Here is a 25,359-nt window from a genome sequence, read left to right on the forward strand (position 1 = left end):
AAATAAATTTATTTGATTTGAGCTTGACAAATTCGCTTTTATTTAATGCAACGCTAGTGATTTCCATTATAAATGAGCAAAAAGAAATCCAAGAGCTATACAAGAGATTTCAATCGGTACTTGCGTCAGATCAGCATGAAATTAGTGAAGAGAACTTTTTACAGATAAAAGAGATTTAACTCAATCCCTAATTATTTTGTTGCATTAAACAAAAAGCTTTTGCAAGCATTATTTGGCTCTTTTTCAGACTCAAAGTCAGCAATCACGCTCACTTTTGAAAAACCAATGCTTTCTAAAATGAGCCGGAATTCTTCTATCCCATACCAGCGCAATGCAAATCGTTGCAATTCAGTTTGGATGAGCCGGCCGTCACGCCACTTTTCATACTTCAAATAAGAGACTTTATATTGGTTGAAAAAATCAACTTCAACCAGTTTCTCTTCCATTGTAATCGTGTCACCATTTGGGCAGTCTATCGTTGTCGTTCTCAATTTGCCTATTTCAAAATCGTTATCAGGCAGAAAGATATCAACAATTAGGCGTCCGCCACACTCTAGATGGTGATAAAGCTGCCTTAACGCTTTAATTGATCCATCGCGTTTTTCAATCAATAAAAATGAACCGCCTGGAATAATGATAGACTCATATTTATACGGCAAAGATAGCTCCTGTAAGCCGGATTCGTATAAATTGGCTTTTAGCCCTCGTTCCCGGCATCGTTGGCCAAAACAAATGTTTATAATGTCCAGTTTCAGTGATTATTTTATAAGAGAAATGCCTAAATAAACCGCTGTCCCCCAAATCACACAGGCTGAAACTTTGTTGATAATGACCAGAAAACGACCTGATTTCGCTAGTTTGCCTGTCAGCCGGCCAGCGATGCCGAGGCCGAAAAACCATAGCCATGAGATCGTTATGCATGCCAATGTGAACACCATTTTTTCAACTCCGGCGTATTGTAACGAATTGGTTCCGATCACACCGATGGTATCGAGTATGGCATGGGGATTCAACAGCGACACTGACATCGCAAAGACAATTTGCTTCTTCGCTGAAAAGGATTGCGACGCTTCCAACTGGTCGCTGCCTGGTTTGCTTCTCCACGTAACAAATCCCATGTAGATCAGAAAAACAATACCGACAGTAAGCAGGATCATTTCCAACCAAAATGATCCGAACACCACAACGGATATCCCTAAAACCGCTAATGAAATTAATAAAGTATCGCATATGGATGCAGTAATGATGACTGGTAATACTCTTATAAAATTTGGCTGAACGGCTCCTTGATTAAGCACGAAAACATTTTGTACTCCTAAAGGGAGAATTAAGCCAAATGCTAAAATCATTCCATGAATTATTGCAGCTGTCATTGCCTGCGCCTCCTGGTTGTTAATGGTTTTATTTTAGTAGATTGCTTTACTGATGTCTCCAACCAATTGGATGGTATTTTATCCAACCAATCGCTTATAATGATAAAAAACTACAGGAGTGTGTCTGTTATGCCTGATGAAGAGTGGCTGCCCGTTAAAGCTTCGTTAATCCCGCTCCATCAACAAATATACGAATATATGAAACGAAAAATAATGGCTGGCGAATGGACGGTTGGTACGAAGATACCGCCACAGCGAACCCTGGCAAATAAGTTCAAAGTGAATCGAAGTACCGTTGTGTTTGCTCTGGGCGAGTTAGCGGCAGATGGATTACTCGAATCTAAAGTAGGCAAAGGTACGGTCGTGATCAATAATAGCTGGAATTTGCTCGCTTCTGTTCCGCCGCCTGATTGGAATAGCTATGTACAGTCGGGAGCTTATCACCCCAACATCAGGACCATCCAGGAAATTAATGAAGCCGAAAAAAACCCGAACTTGATCCGGCTTGGTACAGGTGAGCTGGCTCCGCAATTGTTGCCTTCTGAGCGGATGAAGGATATTTTCAATTCGTCGAGTACATTCTCGTTAGGATACTCTGAACCAAAAGGCAATTTATACTTAAGAGAAATGATCAGCCGATATTTAAAGAAAAAGGGGATTGAGGCTTCGCCTTCATCAATCCTGATTGTATCTGGAGGGCTGCAGGGTTTGCAATTGATCTCGCTCGGACTATTGCACCGCGGTTCGACGATTTTCCTAGAGACTCCTTCATACCTTAACTCAATCCAGGTGTTCCAGTCATCGGGCATGAATTTATTCGGGATACCTATGAATAACGATGGAATGATCATAGATTCGCTTGGGAAATTGAAGAGGCAGCATAACGGGGCATTGCTTTATACGATCCCAACCTTCCACAATCCAACCGGGATCGTGATGTCGGAAATAAGGCGAAATGATCTATTGAACGTTTGCCAGAAAGAAAGGCTGCCGATTCTTGAAGATGATGTATATGGAGATTTATGGTTTGATAGTCCTCCGCCCAGCCCGTTAAAAGCAAGTGACAAACAAGGGCTTGTCCTGTATATGGGAAGCATGTCAAAGACGCTCGGGCCTGGCTTAAGAATTGGCTGGGTTGTTGGCCCTGAGCCTGTCATCGATCGTTTAGCCGATATTAAAATGCAAACAGATTATGGATCAAGTTCCTTATCCCAATTTGCAGTAGCAGAATGGTTATCAAGTGGTTTATATGAGGAACATGTTGAGCAAATAAGGGCCGAATTAAAATTCCGCCGGGATTTGACAATTGATATTTTAAATAAACATTTTCATGAATTGGCAAGCTGGACTATTCCCAAAGGCGGGTTTTACATATGGCTTTCGATCAAACTCCCCATTTCATACCGAAAATTATTTGAAGAGGCCTTGAAAGAAGGGATTTTGCTAAACCCGGGAAATGTTTACGACAGAAATGACCAGCAACATCTGCGGCTGTCCTATTCGTATGCACCGCTCAATGAATTACAAAAGGGATTAATAAGGCTTTCGGAGCTGATTAAAGGTCTAATATAAGATTTTCAAGCAGAAAAAGGATAGTCAGATTGACTATCCTCTTTTGGAATTGCCAATAGGTAGTTTGATAACTAATGTTTAGTATCCTCCTCCAACAAAAGCAACACCAACGATGATTAAAAGGATAAACAAAACGACGATTAGAGCAAAACCTGCTCCATATCCACCGCCACCACTCATAGTATGCCCACCTCCTTAGCTCGAATAGTATATTGTATGGAAAAGAAGCTTAGAGGGTTGGACATCTGTTTAAGAATAGGGAAAAAGGCTGTTTAACTAAGGAAATAGCACCCTTTTCGAAAAAAAGAAATAAAAAATCCAGCCTGGTTAAAGTGGAGAACATATGGGCATATATCATTTCCATCTCGCAGCATGCTCCCGGACAAGAGCTAACAGCTTTGTCATCGCTGGCGAGAGATATTTGTTTTTATGGTAGGCTACTTGCGTGCAATCCGTGCTTTATCTGTTAACATTCCATGCAGCTTTTTTTCTTTTAACTCTGATTGGACCGTAATCGATGGCAGCAGTGCAATCCCGAGGCCACACATCACGCATTTCTTAATCGCTTCCACACTCCAAAACTCAAAAGTCTTTTGGGTTTAATTCCTTGTTTTTAAAAGAACGAATCTTGATGACTGTACTCATAATCGGAGCATTTGGATAGGTAATTATATTTTTAGGCATAGACGACTAACAGCCATTTAAAATTTCCTCATCTAAAATTTCCTGTATGAATATCACGTATAAATGTAGACTAGATGAGCAAGAACTGTTTAAACCTTTGCAAATATTTGCAAAGGTTTAAGTGCCTTCTAACAGTATAATTCTAACCATCCATTACTTAAAAAACGATAATATAGAACGAACTTGATTCACCATATTCATACCGTTTCTTATTTTCCCAGCATGCGACATTATTTTATTTATACCTGCCGGGAGACCCTGTGTTGAATAAGAACCATGTCTCGGTCTGGGATTTGAATGCGGTATATAGTTTTGAAACGGGCCAGAATTCCTTCTATTGGTTACCCTTCGTCTTGCATTAGGTGGATAAAATGGCATGTATTCACCTCCAATATAATAACCGTATTGCTTACTTACTGACAGGAGTATAAAGACACTTGCATGTGAACAAAACTCACTCGTTCTAATCACTTACATCCTTAGAATCGTATTATCTACGGTAACCAATATCAAAGTATCAACAATTTAGTAACTGAAGCTTCGCCAGCCAAAATATTATTCAAATCGCTCATGTCTTAATATCACAACTTTTGTTGATTATCTTCTTATAATATATGAAAAAATGGAATCGATGATTGTGTTAAATCACTCAATGAATAAAAATGTAACGGTATATCGAAAATGATGATATTCATGGCTTTAGCGAAAATATCTACTTTAAACCTTCTAGTGCTGGAAAATTTTTTTATGGAGCTTCCAATATGATCTTTTATTCTATTGATAATCATTGGTACTATATGCTGGGGATATTAACGGTATATGTAAGTCTAAATGTTAATCGTAAAACAACCTGTTCCCTTAAGGAATCAGGTTGTTTTTAACTGTTTTCTCAAGGTAGCTTCATATTAACTGCGGAAAAGTTATTTCATCTTTTGCAAATTAATGGCTAAAGCAGGGTGACTTTCCGGGTCATCATTAATTGCATCTGAGGAATAAATCTTAATAACAACCGTGCCTCCTTGTGCCTTAGCACGGATCAGGATGGGCTGGTTATACTTGTTTTTGAATTGAAAATCAGGACCATACCAACTTACTGTTGCGTCTCTTCCTGGTGGAACATAGGGAACTCGCCTGCTATGGGAATAGCGTTGAACAATTTCCATTCCAGCCTTATCTACTGCGTTGAATAACGTCGAAGAGACTTGACAAATTCCGCCCCCAATTCCTTCGGAAAATTCGCCTTTGACGATGACTCGTGCTTTTAAATACCCCCGTTTGGTGGTTCTCTTGCCAACGACGTGATTAAATGAAAACATCTCCCCCGGGAATAATATATGATTGTTTAGAGCTTCTACGGCAAGGGAGATATTATGCGCACGATTTTTGTTGTTGCTATTAAAATAAGTCTGGTATTGGCCTATCTGTTGTTCTCTTATGTACGAAAGCAATTCACTGTCCACTTTTGGGTATATGGAAAGGGTCGGAACTTCTATCTTAGCTGGGCCATTACCGAAAACATAAATCAAAAATTGATTTGTGAATTCTTGTTGGTTCAATTTATATCCGATCTGTTCTGACACAATATTTTCTTGAACATCGATTTTTGCATTTTCTGGCTCCTGATAAACTCGTCGGTCTAATTTTTCGATAAATTGAAGGTATTTGTAACTATCAATCATCGGCTGACCAGCAGTGGGGATCACAAACTCATTTCGGTTAACAGTGAAAATCGTCTGGCCTTGCTGGGTGATCATTAGGTTATCAGGAAAATTGACAAGTTGTGCGATTAGTAACAGTTTGGTAAACCATATGAATTTCATAATTAAGGATACCTCTCCAACTCATATTTTTTTATAATGCACCGGTATTATTTCCCCTAAACCTTAAGTCTCTGCGGAGTATCCTTGCGTATAGCTATATATAACTGGATTTATCCTTATGTTGTAAGTTTATGATACCGACAGAATGTCTTTAGCCATTTGTGTCATTAAAAAACTCTTTTTTAATATTTCCCACATTTCGTTTATTTATTGTTATTTTGAAAAACCGAATAAATTGGATGCAAAACAACGAAGGATAGCCTATTCGACTATCCTTCGTTGTGCACTTAGGAAATAGGCAGTGCATTAATATCCACCACCAACAAACGCAACACCAACAATGATTAGAAGGATAAACAGAACGACGATGAGAGCAAAACCTGCTCCGTATCCATAACTTTCACCCATATTAAGTCCACCTCCTTGATTTGAATACTACATTGTATGGGAAGAGAAACGTCGCGGGTTGGACAATTTCTGAACAAAGAATTAAAAAGGGCTTTCATACTTGTAGGGGACTTCAGGACTTGCACTGTGGACATAGCTTAACCGCTAATAAAATGGATATTGGGTTAAATGTCTGGTGTTTAGTTATCAAACGTGAGTTCATTTAGAGGTATATCTTTCCACATGTTAGCCATAATATGTTTGATAACTCTGAATCAAAAGTGGAGGGAAACAACGTGGGAGAAGTTAATATTGTTTTGCTGACAACCAAAGTCGTCATCGGCTTTGTTACCTTATTTTTTATCATTTTCATAACAGGCAGAACATCCATTTATCAATTAACTCCTTTTCACTTCGTTTTTGTATTACTGCTCGGGGATTTTTTAGGAGACACTATTTATGAAGACCGCATTGGGATCTTCTATTTTTTTTATGCTGTCGGATTGTGGACACTGCTCATGTTGGCTGTGGAGTATATCACTTTAAAAAAGAAATCATCCCGCTCTGTGTTTGAAGGCAATCCTGACATTATTGTTCGCGATGGGATTATCGATCGAAAAATGCTTAAAAAGAATAAATTGGATGTGAATCAGTTGTCGAGCTTGCTGCGTCAAGCCAATATTTTTTCAGTACGTGAAGTGAAATATGGAATACTGGAACCAAACGGCCATATAAGCACCTTATTAAAATCCAAGTACCAAAAACCGGACAGGCAAGATCTCAATCTTCCCGATAGCCTAGTAGACCTCCCAACCACCTTGATTATTGACGGGGAAATAATATGGGATAATCTACACGAACGCGGATTTGATCAACAATGGCTACATAAGCAAATAACTGCGCAAGGATATGACAGTGAAAAAGATATCTTCTACGCCGACTGGGACGACCGTGAAGGCATTCATATAAGCCCTATTAAAGTTGGTTAAGTCACAGGAAAGTTAGGGGTATACGCACGAAACTAACGGAGGCCAGATGGGGCAATTGGTTAGTCATTTTCGCAAAGCCAATGGCTAATAAGCTTTGCTTTTAAACGATTAATAGTTCACTTTTCATAACGGTAGCTGCTTGTCCTGCCATTACAACCCTGTCGTTTTGCAAATTGATTTTAAGCACGCCACCTCTTGCAGAAGCCTGATAAGCATACATTTCAGTTTTGTTTAATTTTCTGCTCCAATAAGGAGCAAGACCACAGTGAGCTGAGCCAGTAACGGGATCTTCATTGACCCCTGCTGCTGGGAAAAAGCATCTCGAAATAAAGTCGAATTCATTTGACTTGCTTGTGACAATAATCCCTCTGGTTTGAATCGTCCCCAACAAAGAGAAGTTAGGACTTAAATTCTTGATTACATTTTCGGACTCGATTTTAATAAAATAGTCAAACCGATTTCGACCCACATAAATAGGACTGATATTTAAAGCTTCAATCAGTTCCGAAGGATACTCACTTTCAATTATAGGCTCCGCAGGGAAATTCAGTTGAATCCATGAGCCATTCTTTGTCGCTGTAAGAAGTCCACTCTTTGTATAGAAATTTGCTTGCTGGTCTTTTGAAGGGCGAGCAAATCGCGGTATTAATGATTCCAAAGATGAATAAGAAATTCCCTGTTTACTGGGGCACCGACGAAGATAGTTTAAAGAAAGGCGTCGGAATGTATTCTGATAAGCGATACACCGTTATTCCAGGGAAAAAGGGCATGTTGTTTTAAGCGGGCACAGGGATACGGTTTTCGATGGACTGGATTTGTCTGCGGGAGATGAGATTGTCGTCGAATTCAACAAAACACTGTATGTGTACGCCGTAGAAAAAAAGTGGATCACCCATACGGAAGACCAAAGCGTGATCGTTCCAACCGAAACGGAACAGTTGACCTTGACCACTGTTACCCGCTCGATTATTTGGGGGATGCACCGGATCGCTACATCATACAAGCAAAGAGAATCTACAAATGAAGAACACCTTCCTATCATGCCATAGGTGTTCTTTTGCTTTTGATTAGTAGTTTCTGTGATTTATAGAATCTCTTAACAATCATTAAAACTATATTTATACCAATGTATCTTTAAATTTACATTCATTCGTTACCCTTGTTTTGTACCAATTACAAAACAAGGAGGGAAAAACAGTGAAAAAAGCTGTAAGATTGGTTTTCTTGTTGTCTTTTGCGTTACTTCTTGTCGGAAGCACGCTCTCAGCTGCTCCGGGAAGACAGGCATCTGCCAGCGAGGGTGAAGCTGAAGAAATGAATTTGCGGGTGATGACGTATAACCTTAGGTATGAAAACACTATCGATCCGTCACCTCACACATGGGATGAAAGACGACCGACCGTTCGACAGTTGATCCGCATGGAGCAGCCGGATATCTTTGGGACTCAGGAGGCTCTATATCAACAGGTTGCTGAAGTCGCAGATGATCTGCCTAAATATGAATGGATTGGCCTTGGCCGCGAAGGTGGCAGCAAAGGTGAATTCATGGCAATCTATTATAACAAAAACCGCTTTACACCATTAGAATACGACCACTTCTGGCTTTCAGACACTCCGGAAGTGATTGGTTCCAAGTCATGGGGCAACACGATTCCTCGTATGGTGACTTGGGTAAAGTTCCCTGATACAAAAACGGACAAGCAATTCTACTTTGTGAACACACACTTTGACCATCGTTCCGTAGAAGCAAGAGAGAAAAGCGCCAGCTTGATTGTGGAAAAAATCAAAGCGTTCGATCCTGCATTGCCGGTTGTGTTGACAGGAGATTTTAATACTGCCCCTGATACGAGACCTCATCAAATCCTGACAGACGAAGGCCCATTTGTAGATACGATGGAGTCCGCCGAGCAGAAAATCAACGACCATCTCGGCACATTCAACGGTTTCCGTGATCCGACAGGTGGTAAAAACCGCATTGACTGGATCTTAACAAAAGGAAATGTAATTACCCACTCAACAGAAATCATTGATTATCAAAAGAACGGCCAATTTCCGAGTGACCATTACCCAGTCATCAGCAACCTGACATTGGAGTACAAGTAAATAAAACGACGATTCCCCGGTGCCATCACCGGGGATTTTTTCGTGATACATACTCTAAAAATTCATTTAATGAGGAAAACATTACTTCTGGTTCCTAATCTCCTTCACCGTGCATTGCGGTAAAGTCCAATCGCAAGATCGCCCGTAGGGCATCCGTATATCCATATCTGAGGCAACGGCGGAAAGGGAATGTTGCTGGAAACAATGTTTAGGTGTTTGAAGTTTGTCATTTACTAAAGAAGAGCCAGTCATATAACCGGAAAAAAATCCACACTTGAGTTTACGCGCTCGGTGGTGGATTATCGACACCTTTGAAACTTTTACTGCATGGACCATTGGTGTCCGGCTTCAGGGCGTTTTTTTGTAATGTGTACTACTTTCAAGTGTTATTACTCCCAGGAATAGAAAATTGAAAGTCAGCAGTAGTCGAAAACTTAAGCGCCGATTTTAGCTTTTTCTCTTTTTGGGCAAATAAAATTGCTGACTGAAATGAGGAAATCAACACTTAACACAACCGTCCAGATTTTTAATATTCCATTTAATGCTTCGGTCCGGGACGGATCGTTTATAAAATAAATCATTCCGAGTAAAAGTCCCGCACCTATCAGATAAGCTAAGGCATGAACTAAGAGGAACTTTGGTAGATGATTTTTGTTACATAATCGTAATATTTGTAATAATCTTTGGTGGAATCAAAATTTCTTACAGCTTTTAAGGGCTTTACAAGCTCCTTACCACTGTTCAGGAACAATTCCTTATTAGCTAATAATTGAAATAAAAATATAACATGAAGCAGCATCTCTGCGGGGGAATTCAACCGGAGTTTTTTAATACTATTGCAACAAAAATGATGGTAATTTTTAGTACAATTATATTGATGAAAATATAATTGTAAAGAAGGCGATATTTTTGAGAGAATCTATTGATAACTTTGATGATGTGTTGGAAATGCTTGATGCTCTATTAAAAGAAGAATCTCGTTTTAATTGGGATACTTTTTATTCTGAGCGGGAGCGAGGCATACCGTTTTTTGTGAATTGTCCTGATGAAAATTTAGTAAGTTATTTTGAAAAAAATCTGATTGGTCCCGGGAAAGTGCTTGAACTTGGCTGCGGTCCTGGCAGGAATGCCATTTATATGGCTGAAAAAGGTTGTTCTGTTGATGCGGTAGACCTTTCACAAGAGGGACTTGAGTGGGGAGCCGAACGGGCGAAAGAAAGGAATCTTGACATAAATTTCATGTTGAAAAACATCTTCGAACTGAAGATTGAAGAAGGTGCATATGATTTCGTATATGATTCAGGTTGTTTTCATCATATCGCGCCGCACAGGAGGATGAGCTATATCAATTTGTTAAAGACCGCTCTAAAACCAAATGGTCTCTTTGCCCTTACGTTTTTTGTCCAGGGCGGTCGGTTGGGCGGATCAGACATCACAGATTGGGAAGTATACCGGTTGCGCAGCCTTAAAGGCGGGCTGGGTTTTACAGAAGAAAAATTAACAGCGATCTTTAAAGATTTTGAAGCAGTTGAAATCCGTAAAATGAAGGAAATCACACAGCCAAATTCCCTTTTTGGTGTTTCTGATTTGTGGACAGCTTTATTTAGGAAAAAATGAAGTATTTCACCTTGACGGAAAAGATCAATTTATTCGGGCAATGGACGGGAATCTTGATATAAACACTATATTGAAAAACATCAATAGGAAGGCTGACTTTGTTCAAGTAAAAAGTCTTCAAAAAATTAGTTGAGAAATGAAGTCCGGCAGCAAATCATGTTTTTTCTTGTTATTTATAAAGAAGGTGGGTAATATTAAACCGTTTAAGAAGCTTTATTTATTAAAAAAAGCAATTACATTCCTGATGTTCTTCATAAGAGTAATTATACTTGGATTAATTACATATGATTTTTTTCAACAATTACATTCCTGATGTTCTTCATAAGAGTAATTATACTTGGATTAATTACATATGATTTTTTTCAACACTTTTCTCCGGAAGTTCCCGTTGGATTACAATTCGAGGGACTTCGCGCAAGTTTGATTTTATTTTACATTCCTTTATCCTTTTTATTATTGATGTTTACCTGGTTTCTACAAAGCAAAAAAATTATTTTGATTACATTAATCATCGATATTTTAGTCATCTGTTTCTTTGACGATATGCTTAGGTTTTTTATTTAGTCAGTCAAAGATAGAGGAGGAAAAGGATGGCGTATGTAAAAAGGTAGCCTGTTTCCAAAGTCTACACATTGTTTACAGCTATAAAAGACCCATTTGTTTTTTGTGATTTTTTGGAAGGGTTTTCAATAGGGGGAATCGAATTTTTGTTACAGCACTGAAAAAGAAGGGGGAAATTTGTTTATGCCGTCTGTGTTAATGACGACTGAAGGCCATATTGCTGTGGTGACATTAAATCGAGAGGATGCTTTAAATGCGTTTAATTATGAGACACTTGCAGAGCTCCAAATGGTAGCGGAAGAAATTCGGGTCAATAAAGAGATTCGCGTTGTGATTTTTACAGGAGCAGGTGACAAAGCGTTTTCTGTTGGAGCCGATTTGAAAGAGCGTAAAACATTAACAGAACAGCAAGTAAAGCGGAATCTGTATAAAATCAATGAAGTGTTCAACCTGATCGACCAGCTGCCCCAGCCGACAATTGCAGCAATCAACGGTTATGCTTTTGGGGGTGGGATGGAACTCGCTTTAGCTTGCGATATCCGAATCGGAGCAGAGGGCACGCAGATGGGATTGACGGAAACAAGCCTGGCCATTATCCCCGGAGCAGGTGGAACGCAAAGGCTTCCCCGCCTGATCGGACAGTCAAAGGCACTTGAGCTGATTTTAACGGCACGCCGCCTCACTTCAGAGGAAGCATACGAGTATGGCCTTTTAAATAAAATTTCCAAACGGGAACAATTGCAGGCGGATTGCCTTGCAATGGCTGAGAGCATGCTTAACAACGGCCCGATTGCCTTGCAGCAAGCTAAATTTGCAATCAAAAACGGCATGAATACCGATTTGCAAACCGGAATGCAAATTGAGCGAAAAGCCTATGAAGTTACGATTCCAACTGCTGATCGGCTCGAAGCGCTACGGGCGTTTAGTGAAAAAAGAAAACCTGAATACAAGGGAGAATAAAAAACACGATTCTGTCGTGTTTTTTATTCGGAATTTCTGTGCAAAAAACGGTTTCGCTTAAATAAAGCCGACTTCCGCTTAATTATTGGAATAAACGCTTAATTCCCGAGTCGTTTCGCTTAATTCCCCCGATTTTTCGCTTAATTATTTTGGGCTGTTACCCATAATAGTTATTTTGTGGTAAATAATAGATATATTTAGGGAAAATTCGCCGTTTAATAACTATGATTTTATCAAATTCAAACATATCATTCTAAAAAGACAAAAAAAAGCAAATTTGCAGCTGGTTTTATTCAAGTCGCGGTCGCTTTAACACCTAAAAGTGGTTTGCCATCCTCTGAATAACATCCACCAATAGAAATTATTGCATATTCCACGAAAATACTTGTAAAATAGCTAAACTTACATATATAATTTAGTACATAAAAGCGTAAAAGCGCGAAAGTGATGATTGAGGGGGAACTGAAAATGAAAAAGAGATTGGTATACGGAGGCATTAGCGGATTGTTGGCTTTAGTGTTATTAAGCGGGTGCGGCACTACAAGTACAAACGGAAGTGGAGAGCAGCCTAAAGGGGATGGTGCCTTTAAGGTTGGCGTTACGCAAATTGTCGAGCATCCTTCCCTTGATGCCGCGTTTGAAGGATTTAAAAAGGCGCTTGAAGAGAATGATGTCGAGGTTGAATACGATGTGCAGATTGCCCAGGGTGATCAAAGTAATAGTCAAACGATTGCCAATAATTTCACGGGAGACGGGGTTAATTTAATTTTCGCAAACTCCACTCCAAGTGCGCTGAGCTCATTAAATGCTACTAAAGAGATTCCAATTGTGTTTACTTCTGTGACTGATCCTGTTGGTGCAGGGCTGGTTGCGGCAATGGATCAGCCTGGGGAAAATATTACCGGAACGACCGATACACACCCGGATGCGATTCCGAATACGGTCAAATTCATGAGCGAGCAGATGGACGGAGAAACAGTCGGCGTCATTTATAACTCGGGTGAGCAAAATTCGGTTGCGCAGATCGATTTGGTTAAGAAAGCGCTCAAAGATACCGATTTGAAATTAACGGAAGCGACCGTGTCCAATTCTTCTGAAGTCAAACAGGCGGCTGAATCATTGGTCGGCAAGGCTGATATGATTTATATCATTACAGATAACACCGTCGTTTCGGCACTTGAATCGGTGATTCAAACCGCGAATGATAATGATATCCCGTTATTTGTCGGAGAACTGGATTCCGTGCAGCGGGGCGGTTTTGCTGCGTATGGATTCGATTATGCTGATATCGGTCACGAGGCTGGTGTGATGGCGGCACAAATATTGAAAGGTGAGAAGAAGCCTGCAGAGATTCCCGTTCAATATCCGCAAAAATTGAAGCTCGTAATCAATGAGAAAGCTGCTGAAGACATGAATATTGAAATCAAAGAAGAATGGAAAGAAACTGCAGAGTTCGTAAAATAACATTTTAAACGAAATAGAGAGGAAGAATTTTATGTTTACAGCCATATTTGGTTCGATCGAATCAGGTGCTATTTATGCGATTATGGCTTTGGGGGTTTATCTGTCCTTCAGAATATTGGATTTTCCTGATTTAACAGTTGACGGAAGTTTTGTTACCGGGGCATCTGTGGCTGCAGTGTTGGTCGTCTCAGGAACGAATCCCTTTTTGGCAACGGCCGCTGCGATACTGGCGGGGTTCTTAGCTGGATGCATCACCGGTCTGTTGCACACAAAAGGGAGAATTAATGCATTGTTATCAGGAATTTTAATGATGATTGCCCTCTATTCTATTAATCTGCGAATTATGGGCAAATCCAATGTACCGCTTTTAGCGGAATCTACGGTGATCACAGCGATCAGGGATTTTTGGAAAAGCCTCGGGATAGACGATGGCATGCAAACTTTGCTGAACAGCGCTGGTTTATCTGCCTTTGTTCCAAATACATGGGGAATCTTGATCGTTATGATCGTGCTGGCTCTTATTGTTAAGCTCGGAATTGATTTATTCCTGAGGACGGATCTCGGCTTGGCGATCAGGGCGACCGGTAATAATGAAATGATGATCCGCAGCTTTTCTGCTAACACGGACTATTTGAAAGTACTAGGATTGGGGCTTTCCAATGCACTTGTCGCTTTTTCAGGTGCATTGGTTGCCCAGTATTCTGGCTATAGTGACGTTGGAATGGGAATTGGGATGATCATTGTCGGGCTCGCTTCAGTCATCATTGGTGAAGCGGTATTCGGAGCAAAAAACATTGTCAGGGCGACTTTGGCCGTGATTGGCGGTGCGATTCTGTACCGGATCATCGTAACGATTGCTTTAAGGGTGGAATTTTTAGATACTGGCGATATGAAATTAATCACCGCGTTTATCGTTGTTTGTGCGCTAGTTTTTCCGAGATTGATAGAAAACCAGAAGGAGAAACAGCGGAGAAGGCAACGAATCAAAAGCCGAAAGGCAGAGTTTAACGTCGTGGAGAAGGGTGGTGAACATGTTGCTGCAGCTAAATCAGATATTTAAAGTGTTCAATGAAGGGACCCTTGACGAAAAAATTGCTCTCGATCATATCGATCTGCATCTTGTCCCTGGTGATTTTGTGACAGTAATCGGCAGCAATGGTGCAGGTAAGTCGACGTTAATGAACATTATTTCCGGCAAGTATGCACCTGATGAAGGAGAGGTTTATATTCATGGGAATAATGTCACTGATGAACCGGAATTTAAAAGGGCGAAACGAATTGGCCGGGTTTTCCAGGATCCGATGGCCGGCACCGCCCCAGGGATGACAATTGAAGAGAATCTGGCAATTGCCTATGCAAGAACAGCGTTACGCGGCTTTAGGCGGGGAGTATCAAAGAAGCGGAGGCAGTTTTTTAAAGAAGTGCTTGAGACGCTCCAGCTCGGGCTGGAAAACAGGCTCGAGGCAAAAGCCGGTTTGCTTTCTGGCGGCGAACGCCAGGCATTATCCCTGTTAATGGCGACATTCACGAAGCCCGATCTGCTGCTTCTCGACGAGCATACCGCAGCACTTGATCCTTCCCGGGCAGAGCTGATTACGAGCTTAACCGGACAGATCGTATCCGAACATAAATTGACGGCGTTAATGGTTACCCATAATATGCAGCAGGCTCTCGATCTCGGAAACCGGCTTATTATGATGGATCAGGGCCAGATCATTTTTGAAGCGAATTCCAGTGAAAAAAGCGGTTTGACGGTCGATAAATTGCTCCAGGAGTTCCAGCGCATCCGCGGTGAAAAAATTAACAGCGACCGCTCAGTCTTGATATAAAACAAAAACACATGGGAGTGGACCATGTGTTTTTATTTGGCGGGATTTAAACGAGGTTTAGGGCGGTGGATCAAGCTTTTACGGATAATACATGACAGCTTGATACCTGATCATCTCTTCCCCGGAGTTTTTATAGGTGTGTGATTTATTTGCTGTGAACCGGATCGAACCACCAGCCTCAATTTGGTATGTATTGTCGCCGATAAGCATTTCAAGGCTTCCGTTCATGACGGTAATATATTCTTCGACCCCTTCGTTATGGCGTTCGGAAGTATGGATGCTGCCTCTGTCCATTTCAACAATAAATATTTCAAACCTTTTTCTAGGATCAAAGGAAAAAATTGAATAAACGCGGTAGTCGCCGTTATTTTCGATGACAGGGGAAACATTTTGCAATGGCACAAACGCAATATCTGCAGGCTCGTCGTTTATAAGCGAAGAAAAAGACACCTGGAGCCCGGTGGCAATTTTCCAGAGGGTGGTAACGGTTGGGTTGGATTCGCCTCGCTCGATCTGGCCGAGCATCGCTTTGCTGACGCCGGTAAGGCTGGCCGTTTGATCAAGGCTTATGCCTCGATTATTCCGAACTGCTTTTAAATTTTTCCCAATATTTTTTTGGATATTTTCCATTTTTTCCTCCGAAAGAATTGTACAATATAACGCACGTATGTATAATATAGTTTAATTATAATCCTGAGAATATATACGTTTATTTTAATATAAAACTAGCGGAATATAAACCGGAAAAAGGCGGTGGCACTGTGGCAGAATTAACGTTGGGCAAACATTCTTCCGAGTTTAGAAAAGGAATTCAAGCCGGAGTCAGCATTGGGATCGGCTATTTTCCGATCGCGGTAACTTTCGGGCTATTGGCAAAAACAACAGGGCTTTCAATCGGTGAAACGATGCTGATGAGCCTGATTGTTTTTGCAGGCGCGGCGCAATACATTTCTCTCAGTCTATTAACGCTCGGAACGGGTGTTTTTGAAATTATCTTAACAACCTTTATCGTGAATATCCGCCACTTTCTGATGGCGGCTTCCCTTAATGAAAAATGTGAGGATGACCATCTTTTCAATAAAGCGATCTATTCTTTTGGAATCACCGATGAAACGTTCTCGGTAGCAGCAACAAAAGAAGGGACGGTTACGACAGGATATATTTTCGGCGTGATCGCGGTTTCCTATTCAAGCTGGGTAGTCAATTCCGGACTTGGACATTTACTCGGTGCAAGCCTTCCGGAAACGTTGCAGGAAAGCATGTCTGTCGCTTTGTATGCGATGTTTATCGGCCTGCTCGTCCCATCTATGAAAAAAACTGTTAAAGTGGGTTTTTTGGCTGCTCTTGCGGCTTCCTTTAATACAATTTTTACGTTGGCAGGATGGCTTTCAACTGGATGGGCGATTGTATCGGCAACGCTCCTTTCGGCCGTGATCGCTGAAGCGGTTGAACTGATGAAAGGGAAGCAAAGGAGTGACGCAAGTGAGCAGTGAAATCGTCTGGATGATTATCGGAATGGGTGTTGTTACCTATATCCCGAGAATGCTTCCATTTGTCTTGTTTCAAGGAAAAGAGCTGCCTGCTTTTTTGCAGGGGGTACTGAGAAATGTCCCGTATGCCACTTTAGGGGCGCTTATTTTTCCAGGGATACTGTTCATTCAGGAGGATATATGGTACGGGCTGCTTGGAGCTGCCGCTGCCTTTATTGTAGCTTATCTCGGCGCTAATGTGATCATCGTGGTCCTCGGCTCGATTGCGGTATTAACTTTATATTCCTATCTATTTTGAACTTTCGCGACTGCCGGTTCCTGATGTGGACCGGCAGTAATTTTTTCATTGATTTTTGCTGGAACCGTGCATCCTATGTTTAGAGAACTGATAGCTTGGTTAAGATCTGGTTCTAATTCGGGAATTTTTTATTAAACTAATAAGAGAACAGGTTGTACATTGGAGGTGAAAAAAGTTGGCACGCAAGATCGGGGTTTATGCGGTTATTGCCTATGTTCTTTATGGGCTATTTATTTACTGGTACCTTTTTTATTTCGCCGATACAAGCCTGCCGTTTGAATACGAAGGTTCACAGGCTGACCCGGCCGTTTTTCTCAATGCGCGGGAACTTAGCTTGAGCGAGGAATATTCAAAGGTGAGAAATCTGTTGTTTTTCCTGTCTACACCGCTTGAATGGCTATTTTATTTATTAATTTTGTTGGTGGGGCTTTCAAAGGCATTTAAGCGCTGGGCCGAACAGTCAACTAGATTCAAGTTTTTCCAAACAGCGATCTATTTCATTTGGCTGTCTTTCTTTGCATTCGTGGCGACTTTTCCATTGAGTTATATCAGCTACTCTCTGGCGAAGACCTACAATATTTCCACACAGACCTTCTCCTCATGGATGAAGGATGAGCTTATTGACTTCTGGATCAACTACGGAATTATGGTGATTGTCGTTTCTGTGCTTTATTGGCTGATGAATAAAAGCCGCAAGAGGTGGTGGCTGTATGCCTGGATGTTAACAATCCCGTTTACCTTGATTATGGTATTTTTGCAGCCGATCGTCATTGATCCTTTATACAATGACTTTTATCCGTTAAAAGATAAAGAGCTCGAACAGAAAATTTTAGCACTTGCAGACAAAGCGGACATCCCGGCTGACCATGTTTTTGAAGTGGACATGGCCGAAAAGACTAATGCTTTAAATGCATACGTGAGCGGCATCGGCGGGAATTCGCGGATCGTTCTTTGGGATACGACTCTAAACCGTTTAAATGATAATCAAATTTTATTCATAATGGCGCATGAAATGGCCCATTATGTTAAGAAGCATATTTATGTTGGAATTGCCGGATATCTGCTGTTATCATTAGCCGGATTATACGCAACCGCGAGAATCATGAATTGGGCAATCAGCCGCTGGGGAAATGAATTTAAGGTTGACCATGTCAAGGACTTACGCTCATTGCCGCTGTTCTTGATGATTCTGTCGATGCTTATGTTTGCAGCGAGCCCGCTAACCAATTTTGTGTCAAGATACCAGGAAAGCCAGGCTGATCTTTATGCAATTGAGATGACAAAGGATCCGCAAGCTGCTATTACTTCATTCCAGGAGTTGACACGTGCCGGGCTTAGCCAGGTTAACCCGCCATTATTGGTGAAAATATTCCGCTACGGCCATCCGACAATGCTTGAAAGAATTTCTGCTCTTGAAGAATATGAAATAAAGATGCGAAATGAAAACATTGATTGAAATGGGCCGCCTCTGGTGGTCCATGTTTTATTTTAAAAGAGGAGGACCTTGACTCCTTAAAACAAAAATAAGAGACTGTGCACCACTGGCTTGTCACCCGATCTTTTTGATAAAAGATGGAAGCTTTGTGGTCAGTCTCCAAATAAGGTTTCAACCGCAGAAATTAAGTTAAGTTCCAAACCTTTTGTTTAAGGAAGCTAATTCTTCAGTCAATTGCAAAAATGCCGGCTTATCATTAACATCGATGGCTTGATCAATCTTGTTCAACAACTTTTGTTTCTCAGCGTTAAGCAATATTTCATCAAGGAGCATATCAATGTAAAGGTTTGACATGTAAGCATCTTTTGCATTTTGGCGGCTCATTGCTTTCGATTTCATTAGCTCTGTGTAGGACCTTTCGTTCATGAAAATCACCCCTGACACTTTTTAATATTATATGGAATTTTCACTCTTGAATCAACTAAATTTTTTAAATTTTTAGAAAATATTTTTTTGGCACTTTTAAAATGTGAATTTTTTGCGAATATTTCGTTGTTTTTGTAAAATATCTGGAAGTTGATGGTACGATAAGATCAGTTTAACAGAAGGAGATGTACCTATGGACAAGCAGAGGAGAACATTGATTGAAGAATATGAAGTAAATCCTTGTACATTAATGGTTAAGCCGACCCTTTATGGAAGCAAGCTATATGCAAGGATCATTGAAATGGAGGATGAATACATTTCCCCTTTCAAGCCGCTCGATATTATCAAGAAAAGCTGTGAATACTTTGGTTCAAGCTATGAAGGTTTATAGCTTATGGTACTACTAAAAGAGTATAAACTTAATAGAAGTCTATACTCTCAATATAAAGCTGCTTACCTTCATAGCCAATATGCACCTGTTCAATTATGGAGTTAACCAGATTTTTCTTTTCTAAAGGTTCTAATGCACTCCAGTTTTTTCGAATATTTTTGAGTGCTGCTATGATTTCGTCCCTATTAAAAGCGGTGTTGTCCTCCGGGATCGATTTGGATTCAAGCTGAGCTTTGATGGCCTGTTCTTCCTTATTCGTCTCATCCATGCGTTTCTTAAAATCTTCATATGTCATAAGATCATCCGACCAGGCATACTGCCATTTCTTTTTTCGCCGGTCCAGTTTGTCCAGCTCTTTTTGCAGGGCGGCCTCATCAATCTCGGATGTGGGCTGTTCTTTATTTACGATCTGCTCACTCGTTGCCGCTGCCTGCTGAATGGCTTCGCTAAAATCAACTCTGCCCAGGTAATCAATAAAGGCGGCTTCCAGGTGCCTTTCGGAGACGCTGCGATGCCCTTTGCACTCGCCCGTCTTTTTACGCATGCATCGATATTGCTTGTATTTTACTTTCTCTCCGGACGCGAGTTTACCATACGTATAATAACCTACCATCGGGTATCCGCAGTTTCGACACTTCAGCTTCCCTGAAAAAATATAACCGCTTGATACGGATCTGGGTTCCTTCGACTTTCTACTTTCGATTGTCGTTTGCACAAGTTCAAAAGATTCTTTATAAATGATGGCCTCATGCGTATTTTCCACAACAAAGTCTTGCCAGCGAATAGCCCCGGTGTATAGTGGGTTTTTCAAAATATCCATGATGGTGATATCCGTCCATTTGTTGCCAGCTTTCGTCGTGATATTTTGTTCATTCAAATGCCTGGCGACCCGATTTGCACCGAGACCTTGAAGATAAAGAGAGTAGATCAGTCTAACTACCTTTGCCTCGTCTTCCTTAATGGTAAGTTTCCCGGTCTTTAGATTAAGATCGTAACCAATTGGGCGAAAGTTTAATGCGTACTTTCCCTGGCGTACTTTTTCGGCATAGCCGAAGCTGATCCTTTCGCCCATGTTCTCACGCTCCCATTGAGCGAGGGCGGCAACAATCGTAATAAACATACGGCCCATAGCAGTCGTAGTGTCATAAACTTCGGTTGCAGACTTAAATTTACAATCATGCTTTTCAAAGATTTCTAACAGTTTATACAAATCTAAAACGGATCGTGTCAGCCTGTCCAATCGATAAACTAGCACGCAATCAATTTTACCTGCCTTAATATCTTTTATCATTTGCTGCAGCTGCGGACGGTTCATATCCTTTGCGGAAATTCCTTCATCGGCATATAAGCCGGCCACTTCCCAGTCTTGGGCGATACAGAAAGCTTTAAGTCTCTTTTTTTGTCCAGAAATCGAATATCCCTCTTTCGCTTGCTCTTCAGTAGAGACTCGAATATAGATAGCCGCTCTCATAATTTCACCTCACACTTAATACACCTTTACGGCTTGCACAACTCTGCCTATGATCTGGACACTATCCTTAGTCAAATCATAAATCTTTGGTTCGTGTGTAGGGTCCGTACTCATCGGTACCAGTGTTACCAAATTGTCACCCTTGAACAGGAGCTTTTTAACGGTCGCTTCAGTCCCATCTATTAGGATGACGGCAATTTGGCCATTCTCAACCATTGGTGTTTTTTCAACTAAAACGTACGAGCCTTCCTTAAATTCGAGATTCATACTATGCCCTTTAACTTTTAAGTAAAAGTACTCCCGATCACCAAGGAATGATGATAGAACGGGCAAGTATCCTTCGATGTTTTCTTCAGCTAAAATGGGGGTTCCTGCGGCAATGGATCCAACGATAGGGACTTGGCGTGTATGTACGCCATACGGTGAAGCCGTTTCATGAAGGCTTACTGAACTCTTATCCGTATCCAGGCCGAGCATTTCATCCAGAGTCTTGCCAAAAAAGTTCGCTATATTTCGCACCGATTCCATTCTCGGTTCTTCTTTGCTGTTTTCCCATTTTGAGATCATCGCTTTGTTGATTTTCGAATCATATTTTTCGTTGAGTTTATCCGCTAACTCTTCTTGCGATAAACCCCTTTGAATACGAAGGCTTTTCAATTTCTCTCCGAACGAATAATGCATTTGTCGATACTCCTCTTTTCATTAATTTAGATATGTCTAAACACAATATACATTACGGGTTTCGAAACCGCAATAAAAAGTTAGAAATAACGAAAGAAAGTTATTGACTTCGAAACAAATATGAGTATACTAAGAATTACAAAGTTTCGAATACGAAACAAGAAAGGGGGTTGCTCAATTGAAAGAACGACGACATGTCCCGTATACAAAATTCAAAGCATTTTTAGAAGAAGTTGGTGTCAAGCAAAGCCAACTGGCCAAAATGCTCAAAAAATCTCCTTCTGCATTGAACCAAAACTTAAATGGCACCGGTGGGGATTTCTCACTTTCGGAAGTAAGGTGCATATGTATACACTTCGGAATAAGCGCGGATGACTATTTCGTTTATCCTGAAGTTTCGAATTCGAAACAAAATGAGGTGGCCCAATGAATCAGCCTCCGGATCACATCAAAAGAAAAATCATTGAGTTCTTCCTTCAGACCAGCGTGCCTCGCATATTAACCGAGGAGCGCAAGGCTAAGACATTAAAGGAGGTGAAAACAAGTTGACTACAGGCGAAATGCTCAGTTACACCCAACGCTTCAATCGGATCGTATCCAGCCCTGCTACGCAGGAGTCAAAGGATATCAGCCTATCGATTATGATGTCCGATTTGGAACAAACTTATCAGATTCCGGCTTTGCAAAACGAAAAGTTTGAACGGCAACATCCGACTGTCATGCAGCTGTACCGCACGGTTTCAGAAGAACGATCACTATAAAAAGGGAGTGTTCAGATTGGCATACAACTGGGAAGAGAGACTTCAAGAATTGGAAAGCCAAAAATCCTTTATAGAGAAATGGGCAAAAACAAAAGGCTTCCATAACCTTCCGAACGAGATTCAAGCGTTAGTCTGGCGCGGTGTGGTCTATACAGAGGAAAGTATCGAAAACATTCACAATCATTTGAAAGCCAAATAGGCTTTCTCTTTTCACCACCAGTGCAGAAATTGGAGAACGATTTTAGTCATAAAGGAGGGGTCGTCTTGGAACATCCACTGATCACGCAAATCAACCGCATGGGTTATCCCAGGGAGATGGTGATAAGGCCAGACATTCACCTGCTGCCTGTGAAGTCTTCATCCCAATTGAAGGGAGGTGAGAAACGTGAAAGCAACCGGCATTGTCAGAAAGATCGATGATCTAGGCCGCGTCACCATCCCAAAAGAAATCCGGCTGTCCCAGGAGTGGCCAGAAGGAACACCGATGGAAATGTTTATGACGAGTGACGGCATGGTCCTCCGGAAGTATCGGGCGGCAAACCAAGAAGCGACAGAGGTCTTACTCGAGCTGCAGGCTCTTTTGCATCCAGCCACATCGCCAGAAGCCCAGGAGTCCATTCAAAAAGCCATTGATCTCATTAAACAAAAATAAACCCGTGTTCGCAGCACGAGTCCAAGAGAAAAATACTTATTCGCCGTCATTATATCACATGATGGCGGCCAGGGAAATCGGAGGAAGGGGTTATGAAGCACGGGAAGCGCCCAACGGTTAAACAAAAAGTCCTTATGATCCAAGCTAGCCTTCATCCCAGTGAGTGGTTGGTCATTAAAAATGAGTTCGCCACTATGAAAGTCGTCCACCGGGAATCCGGAGAACAAAAAACCATTACTAAGTGAGGTGTAACCCATGATCAACAGTGTGTCTCAAGCCAATACCTTTTTTCAGGATCTTCAAACGAACAAGCGGGAGAAGAACAACCTAAACGCAGCCATCAACAATCGCATGGCACACCTGGTGACCTATCTTCGCCAGAACGGTCCAACGCTCATGTACAAAGGCGACCTTCCTGTGATTGTGGAAGCCGTTAAGAAAACATCCAAGAAGCTGGATAAGTCGAAATTAGCCGGCGATCTAGAGGTTCCGGCAAATAGCTTAAATGCCATTAAGATTGCAAGACTCGTTGAGACGGGGCGGCTAACCGCTGCGAAACTCGCAGAATATCAGTACGAGGAAGAAGATTATCGGCTGAAGCAGCGGAAGGCGAAGAAGAAGGATGTTGAAGCTTTCCAAAATCGTAAATAGGAGGATTTAAACGATGAATTTCACAATTGAAATCAAAGCACCGGAATTGGCAGCGGCCATTACGGCACTCGCTGAAGCCTTATCCGGCAGTAAACTCACACCGGTACAAAATGGATCACCTGCCCAAAAAAACAAGGGGGTTAATAAGGAAGTCGAAAAAGAGCCTGAAACGAGTAATCCGGATCCGGTAGAAGCCGAAGCGACTGAAGAGGAAGAAGGCGAGTCGACTATCAGCCTGGAAACCGTTCGTGAAAAGTTGGCTGCTCTCTCTCAAAGTGGGAAGCAGAAGCAGGTGAAAGAGCTGATCTCGTCCTTTGGTGTGAAGAAGCTGACCGACGTGCCTGCTAAACATTATGCAGCACTTCTGGAAAAAGCGGAGGAGCTGTAATGAGTACGGCCCATTCAGAAAGGGCCCATGCTTATCTTTCAGCATCAGGTAGTAAGCGTTGGCTGAGTTGCCCGCCTAGCGCCAAGCTGGAACAAGAGTTTCCGGAATCGACGAGTGACTTTGCCCGTGAAGGGACGTGTGCCCATGAGCTTTCGGAACTCTACCTGCAGAGGTACCTGGAGCTGATCAACAAGGCTACTTTCACCCGCAGGCACAACAAGTTTAAAAAGGACAACGCGGAATTCTACTCACAAGAGATGGAGGATTACGTCCAGGTATACGTCGATTTCGTCATCGAACGGATCAACGCGGCAAGGGCAGCATCCAGCGATGCGGTGATCCTCCTCGAGCAACGATTGGATTTCAGTGAATGGGTACCAAAAGGTTTCGGTACCGGTGACGTAGTCATTATATCGGATAACATCATGGAGATTATCGATTTGAAGTACGGCAAAGGCGTTCCTGTCTCTGCTGAAGACAATTCGCAAATGCGGATGTATGCCTTAGGAGCGATCAATCAGTTTGGCGTCTTGTATGAATTTGACCGGGTGCAAATGACGATCGTTCAGCCCCGCCTGGACAGCATCTCGACCGACGAAATCAGCACCGATGACCTATTATTTTGGGCCGATGATTTCGTCAAGCCTCGTGCCGATATGGCGATTGCAGGAGAGGGGGAATTTGCAGCTGGAGAACACTGTCGGTTCTGCCGGGCCCGTTTCACCTGCAGGGCGCGAGCTGACGCCAACCTGGAGATGGCAAAACTCGAATTCCAGAAACCGGATCTGCTCTCCTTTGATGAGATCGGGGAAGTCTTGGCCAAAGCAGAGGAACTGCAGAAGTGGGCGAAGGATGTTCAGGGTTACGCGTTAGACCAGGCTGAGAATCACGGTGTGAAGTTCCCTGGCTGGAAACTGGTTGAAGGGCGAAGCAACCGAAAGTATACGGATGAACAACTGGTGGCTCAAGCCTTGCTGGCGGAAGGTTATGAAGAAGAGAAGATTTATAGCAAATCACTTTACGGCATTTCCGCCATGGAGAAAGCCATCGGTAAAAAGGTATTTGTCGAGGTGCTGAAAGATTTGGTTATCAAACCGGTTGGCAAACCCACACTGGTTCCGGAATCGGATAAACGTCCAGAGTTGAATTCTACCGAATCGGCCATTGCTGATTTTAGTTAATCGGACAGATGTACGGAATCTATAGCTCGGTTTCCAAGCAATTTGTCTTTGGTATTCAGGAGCCAACGAAGAGAAAAGCTCGGCAGGCTCTTTTTAAAAAAAATTGGTCATGATGCCCGTAAGTGGCGTTTTGAAACAAGGAAAATCCGTACAAATTCAACCAAAAAGGAGAATG

Annotated in this window: 31 protein-coding genes and 2 pseudogenes; 21 read left to right on the forward strand and 12 right to left on the reverse strand. The window is 41.8% G+C overall.

Going from position 1 to position 25,359, the window contains the following annotated elements; translation table 11 throughout:
* Window positions 1–191: 191 nt before the first annotated feature.
* Window positions 192–719: pseudogene (locus CU635_RS05900) on the reverse strand (class I SAM-dependent methyltransferase); the annotation flags it as partial.
* Between the two features lie 39 nt (window positions 720–758).
* Window positions 759–1,373 (reverse strand): LysE/ArgO family amino acid transporter, encoded by a 615-nt coding sequence (locus CU635_RS05905; RefSeq protein WP_101576257.1) that lies wholly within the window; start codon window positions 1,371–1,373, stop codon window positions 759–761.
* A gap of 129 nt (window positions 1,374–1,502) precedes the next feature.
* Between CU635_RS05905 and CU635_RS05910 the strand changes: the two genes are divergently transcribed.
* Window positions 1,503–2,945: an aminotransferase-like domain-containing protein gene (locus tag CU635_RS05910; protein WP_101576258.1), complete on the forward strand. Its 1,443-nt coding sequence runs from the start codon at window positions 1,503–1,505 to the stop codon at window positions 2,943–2,945.
* A gap of 78 nt (window positions 2,946–3,023) precedes the next feature.
* Here the strand turns inward: CU635_RS05910 and CU635_RS05915 are convergent, their stop codons facing one another.
* From CU635_RS05915 to CU635_RS05925, 4 genes are all read right to left on the reverse strand, one after another.
* Window positions 3,024–3,125, reverse strand: a complete 102-nt coding sequence (locus CU635_RS05915; RefSeq protein WP_101576259.1) for a YjcZ family sporulation protein — start codon at window positions 3,123–3,125, stop codon at window positions 3,024–3,026.
* A gap of 257 nt (window positions 3,126–3,382) precedes the next feature.
* The gene (locus CU635_RS24065; RefSeq protein WP_257985631.1) at window positions 3,383–3,517 is read right to left on the reverse strand and encodes a hypothetical protein; all 135 of its coding nucleotides are present in this window, start codon (window positions 3,515–3,517) and stop codon (window positions 3,383–3,385) included.
* A 1,032-nt stretch (window positions 3,518–4,549) separates the two neighbouring features.
* Complete coding sequence (locus CU635_RS05920) at window positions 4,550–5,449, reverse strand: VanW family protein (RefSeq protein WP_101576260.1); 900 nt, start codon at window positions 5,447–5,449, stop codon at window positions 4,550–4,552.
* Window positions 5,450–5,755: 306 nt separating this feature from the next.
* On the reverse strand, window positions 5,756–5,857 hold the full coding sequence (locus CU635_RS05925; RefSeq protein ID WP_101576261.1) for a YjcZ family sporulation protein: 102 nt from the start codon (window positions 5,855–5,857) through the stop codon (window positions 5,756–5,758).
* 275 nt (window positions 5,858–6,132) lie between these two features.
* On the opposite strand from CU635_RS05925, the gene CU635_RS05930 reads away from it, so the two are divergent.
* The gene (locus tag CU635_RS05930) at window positions 6,133–6,825 is read left to right on the forward strand and encodes a DUF421 domain-containing protein (protein WP_101576262.1); all 693 of its coding nucleotides are present in this window, start codon (window positions 6,133–6,135) and stop codon (window positions 6,823–6,825) included.
* A 100-nt stretch (window positions 6,826–6,925) separates the two neighbouring features.
* Here the strand turns inward: CU635_RS05930 and CU635_RS05935 are convergent, their stop codons facing one another.
* Complete coding sequence (locus tag CU635_RS05935; protein WP_245917340.1) at window positions 6,926–7,483, reverse strand: PhzF family phenazine biosynthesis protein; 558 nt, start codon at window positions 7,481–7,483, stop codon at window positions 6,926–6,928.
* An 82-nt stretch (window positions 7,484–7,565) separates the two neighbouring features.
* Here CU635_RS05935 and CU635_RS05940 point away from each other — a divergent pair, with 82 nt between their 5' ends.
* The gene (locus CU635_RS05940) at window positions 7,566–7,874 is read left to right on the forward strand and encodes a sortase domain-containing protein (protein WP_101576264.1); all 309 of its coding nucleotides are present in this window, start codon (window positions 7,566–7,568) and stop codon (window positions 7,872–7,874) included.
* 148 nt (window positions 7,875–8,022) lie between these two features.
* Complete coding sequence (locus tag CU635_RS05945; RefSeq protein ID WP_180956466.1) at window positions 8,023–8,928, forward strand: endonuclease/exonuclease/phosphatase family protein; 906 nt, start codon at window positions 8,023–8,025, stop codon at window positions 8,926–8,928.
* A 434-nt stretch (window positions 8,929–9,362) separates the two neighbouring features.
* Here the strand turns inward: CU635_RS05945 and CU635_RS05950 are convergent.
* A pseudogene (locus CU635_RS05950) lies at window positions 9,363–9,575 on the reverse strand (hypothetical protein); the annotation flags it as partial.
* 301 nt (window positions 9,576–9,876) lie between these two features.
* Between CU635_RS05950 and CU635_RS05955 the strand changes: the two are divergent.
* From CU635_RS05955 to CU635_RS05975, 5 genes are all read left to right on the forward strand, one after another.
* A complete protein-coding gene (locus CU635_RS05955) occupies window positions 9,877–10,545 on the forward strand; it encodes a class I SAM-dependent methyltransferase (protein WP_373270831.1) in 669 nt (222 codons plus the stop codon).
* A gap of 744 nt (window positions 10,546–11,289) precedes the next feature.
* Window positions 11,290–12,066, forward strand: a complete 777-nt coding sequence (locus tag CU635_RS05960; protein WP_101576266.1) for an enoyl-CoA hydratase-related protein — start codon at window positions 11,290–11,292, stop codon at window positions 12,064–12,066.
* A 468-nt stretch (window positions 12,067–12,534) separates the two neighbouring features.
* Complete coding sequence (locus tag CU635_RS05965; RefSeq protein ID WP_101576267.1) at window positions 12,535–13,530, forward strand: ABC transporter substrate-binding protein; 996 nt, start codon at window positions 12,535–12,537, stop codon at window positions 13,528–13,530.
* A 31-nt stretch (window positions 13,531–13,561) separates the two neighbouring features.
* A complete protein-coding gene (locus CU635_RS05970; protein ID WP_101576268.1) occupies window positions 13,562–14,590 on the forward strand; it encodes an ABC transporter permease in 1,029 nt (342 codons plus the stop codon).
* On the forward strand, window positions 14,565–15,359 hold the full coding sequence (locus CU635_RS05975; RefSeq protein ID WP_101576332.1) for an ABC transporter ATP-binding protein: 795 nt from the start codon (window positions 14,565–14,567) through the stop codon (window positions 15,357–15,359). The genes CU635_RS05970 and CU635_RS05975 overlap by 26 nt, the downstream gene beginning before the upstream one ends.
* A gap of 78 nt (window positions 15,360–15,437) precedes the next feature.
* Here CU635_RS05975 and CU635_RS05980 read toward each other — a convergent pair whose 3' ends face one another.
* Entirely contained in the window at window positions 15,438–15,989 is a 552-nt protein-coding gene (locus CU635_RS05980; protein WP_101576269.1) for a helix-turn-helix domain-containing protein, read from the reverse strand.
* Between the two features lie 131 nt (window positions 15,990–16,120).
* Here CU635_RS05980 and CU635_RS05985 point away from each other — a divergent pair, with 131 nt between their 5' ends.
* The 3 genes from CU635_RS05985 to CU635_RS05995 all read left to right on the forward strand — a co-directional run bounded on the left by CU635_RS05985 (window position 16,121) and on the right by CU635_RS05995 (window position 18,603).
* Window positions 16,121–16,852: an AzlC family ABC transporter permease gene (locus CU635_RS05985; RefSeq protein WP_101576270.1), complete on the forward strand. Its 732-nt coding sequence runs from the start codon at window positions 16,121–16,123 to the stop codon at window positions 16,850–16,852.
* Window positions 16,842–17,147: an AzlD domain-containing protein gene (locus CU635_RS05990; protein WP_101576271.1), complete on the forward strand. Its 306-nt coding sequence runs from the start codon at window positions 16,842–16,844 to the stop codon at window positions 17,145–17,147. Before CU635_RS05985 ends, CU635_RS05990 begins: the two co-directional genes overlap by 11 nt.
* A gap of 175 nt (window positions 17,148–17,322) precedes the next feature.
* Complete coding sequence (locus CU635_RS05995; protein WP_101576272.1) at window positions 17,323–18,603, forward strand: M48 family metallopeptidase; 1,281 nt, start codon at window positions 17,323–17,325, stop codon at window positions 18,601–18,603.
* Window positions 18,604–18,771: 168 nt separating this feature from the next.
* Here the strand turns inward: CU635_RS05995 and CU635_RS06000 are convergent, their stop codons facing one another.
* Entirely contained in the window at window positions 18,772–19,008 is a 237-nt protein-coding gene (locus CU635_RS06000; RefSeq protein WP_101576273.1) for an IDEAL domain-containing protein, read from the reverse strand.
* A 193-nt stretch (window positions 19,009–19,201) separates the two neighbouring features.
* Here CU635_RS06000 and CU635_RS06005 point away from each other — a divergent pair, with 193 nt between their 5' ends.
* On the forward strand, window positions 19,202–19,399 hold the full coding sequence (locus tag CU635_RS06005) for a competence protein ComK (protein ID WP_101576274.1): 198 nt from the start codon (window positions 19,202–19,204) through the stop codon (window positions 19,397–19,399).
* Between the two features lie 28 nt (window positions 19,400–19,427).
* Here CU635_RS06005 and CU635_RS06010 read toward each other — a convergent pair whose 3' ends face one another.
* Window positions 19,428–20,870 carry a recombinase family protein gene (locus CU635_RS06010; protein ID WP_101576275.1) on the reverse strand — a complete coding sequence of 481 codons (1,443 nt, stop codon included), beginning with the start codon at window positions 20,868–20,870 and terminating at the stop codon, window positions 19,428–19,430.
* A gap of 15 nt (window positions 20,871–20,885) precedes the next feature.
* Complete coding sequence (locus CU635_RS06015) at window positions 20,886–21,551, reverse strand: XRE family transcriptional regulator (RefSeq protein WP_101576276.1); 666 nt, start codon at window positions 21,549–21,551, stop codon at window positions 20,886–20,888.
* Between the two features lie 178 nt (window positions 21,552–21,729).
* Here CU635_RS06015 and CU635_RS06020 point away from each other — a divergent pair, with 178 nt between their 5' ends.
* From CU635_RS06020 to CU635_RS06050, 8 genes are all read left to right on the forward strand, one after another.
* Entirely contained in the window at window positions 21,730–21,981 is a 252-nt protein-coding gene (locus tag CU635_RS06020; protein WP_101576277.1) for a helix-turn-helix domain-containing protein, read from the forward strand.
* A 115-nt stretch (window positions 21,982–22,096) separates the two neighbouring features.
* The gene (locus tag CU635_RS06025; RefSeq protein WP_101576278.1) at window positions 22,097–22,312 is read left to right on the forward strand and encodes a hypothetical protein; all 216 of its coding nucleotides are present in this window, start codon (window positions 22,097–22,099) and stop codon (window positions 22,310–22,312) included.
* 16 nt (window positions 22,313–22,328) lie between these two features.
* Entirely contained in the window at window positions 22,329–22,511 is a 183-nt protein-coding gene (locus CU635_RS06030; RefSeq protein WP_101576279.1) for a hypothetical protein, read from the forward strand.
* Between the two features lie 186 nt (window positions 22,512–22,697).
* A complete protein-coding gene (locus CU635_RS06035; RefSeq protein ID WP_101576280.1) occupies window positions 22,698–22,964 on the forward strand; it encodes an AbrB/MazE/SpoVT family DNA-binding domain-containing protein in 267 nt (88 codons plus the stop codon).
* 92 nt (window positions 22,965–23,056) lie between these two features.
* On the forward strand, window positions 23,057–23,209 hold the full coding sequence (locus CU635_RS24315) for a DUF6906 family protein (protein ID WP_219620123.1): 153 nt from the start codon (window positions 23,057–23,059) through the stop codon (window positions 23,207–23,209).
* Between the two features lie 10 nt (window positions 23,210–23,219).
* A complete protein-coding gene (locus tag CU635_RS06040; protein ID WP_101576281.1) occupies window positions 23,220–23,615 on the forward strand; it encodes a hypothetical protein in 396 nt (131 codons plus the stop codon).
* A gap of 13 nt (window positions 23,616–23,628) precedes the next feature.
* A complete protein-coding gene (locus CU635_RS06045) occupies window positions 23,629–24,003 on the forward strand; it encodes a hypothetical protein (protein ID WP_101576282.1) in 375 nt (124 codons plus the stop codon).
* Window positions 24,003–25,184: a DUF2800 domain-containing protein gene (locus tag CU635_RS06050; protein ID WP_101576283.1), complete on the forward strand. Its 1,182-nt coding sequence runs from the start codon at window positions 24,003–24,005 to the stop codon at window positions 25,182–25,184. Before CU635_RS06045 ends, CU635_RS06050 begins: the two co-directional genes overlap by 1 nt.
* Window positions 25,185–25,359: the final 175 nt, after the last annotated feature.

It is taken from the genome of Bacillus canaveralius (assembly GCF_002860125.1).
GTDB classification, from domain to species: domain Bacteria; phylum Bacillota; class Bacilli; order Bacillales; family Cytobacillaceae; genus Bacillus_BJ; species Bacillus_BJ canaveralius.

Excerpts from the sequence above, each read along its gene's own strand:
- CU635_RS24315 (WP_219620123.1), top strand. The coding sequence starts at position 23,057 with ATGAAGCACGGGAAGCGCCCAACGGTTAAACAAAAAGTCCTTATGATC.
- CU635_RS05925 (WP_101576261.1), bottom strand. The coding sequence starts at position 5,857 with ATGGGTGAAAGTTATGGATACGGAGCAGGTTTTGCTCTCATCGTCGTT.
- CU635_RS06010 (WP_101576275.1), bottom strand. The coding sequence starts at position 20,870 with ATGAGAGCGGCTATCTATATTCGAGTCTCTACTGAAGAGCAAGCGAAA.
- CU635_RS05920 (WP_101576260.1), bottom strand. The coding sequence starts at position 5,449 with ATGAAATTCATATGGTTTACCAAACTGTTACTAATCGCACAACTTGTC.
- CU635_RS05970 (WP_101576268.1), top strand. The coding sequence starts at position 13,562 with ATGTTTACAGCCATATTTGGTTCGATCGAATCAGGTGCTATTTATGCG.
- CU635_RS05980 (WP_101576269.1), bottom strand. The coding sequence starts at position 15,989 with ATGGAAAATATCCAAAAAAATATTGGGAAAAATTTAAAAGCAGTTCGG.
- CU635_RS06050 (WP_101576283.1), top strand. The coding sequence starts at position 24,003 with ATGAGTACGGCCCATTCAGAAAGGGCCCATGCTTATCTTTCAGCATCA.
- CU635_RS05905 (WP_101576257.1), bottom strand. The coding sequence starts at position 1,373 with ATGACAGCTGCAATAATTCATGGAATGATTTTAGCATTTGGCTTAATT.
- CU635_RS06005 (WP_101576274.1), top strand. The coding sequence starts at position 19,202 with ATGGACAAGCAGAGGAGAACATTGATTGAAGAATATGAAGTAAATCCT.
- CU635_RS06040 (WP_101576281.1), top strand. The coding sequence starts at position 23,220 with ATGATCAACAGTGTGTCTCAAGCCAATACCTTTTTTCAGGATCTTCAA.
- CU635_RS05915 (WP_101576259.1), bottom strand. The coding sequence starts at position 3,125 with ATGAGTGGTGGCGGTGGATATGGAGCAGGTTTTGCTCTAATCGTCGTT.
- CU635_RS05955 (WP_373270831.1), top strand. The coding sequence starts at position 9,877 with ATGCTTGATGCTCTATTAAAAGAAGAATCTCGTTTTAATTGGGATACT.
- CU635_RS05965 (WP_101576267.1), top strand. The coding sequence starts at position 12,535 with ATGAAAAAGAGATTGGTATACGGAGGCATTAGCGGATTGTTGGCTTTA.
- CU635_RS05960 (WP_101576266.1), top strand. The coding sequence starts at position 11,290 with ATGCCGTCTGTGTTAATGACGACTGAAGGCCATATTGCTGTGGTGACA.
- CU635_RS06015 (WP_101576276.1), bottom strand. The coding sequence starts at position 21,551 with ATGCATTATTCGTTCGGAGAGAAATTGAAAAGCCTTCGTATTCAAAGG.
- CU635_RS06000 (WP_101576273.1), bottom strand. The coding sequence starts at position 19,008 with ATGAACGAAAGGTCCTACACAGAGCTAATGAAATCGAAAGCAATGAGC.
- CU635_RS06045 (WP_101576282.1), top strand. The coding sequence starts at position 23,629 with ATGAATTTCACAATTGAAATCAAAGCACCGGAATTGGCAGCGGCCATT.
- CU635_RS05910 (WP_101576258.1), top strand. The coding sequence starts at position 1,503 with ATGCCTGATGAAGAGTGGCTGCCCGTTAAAGCTTCGTTAATCCCGCTC.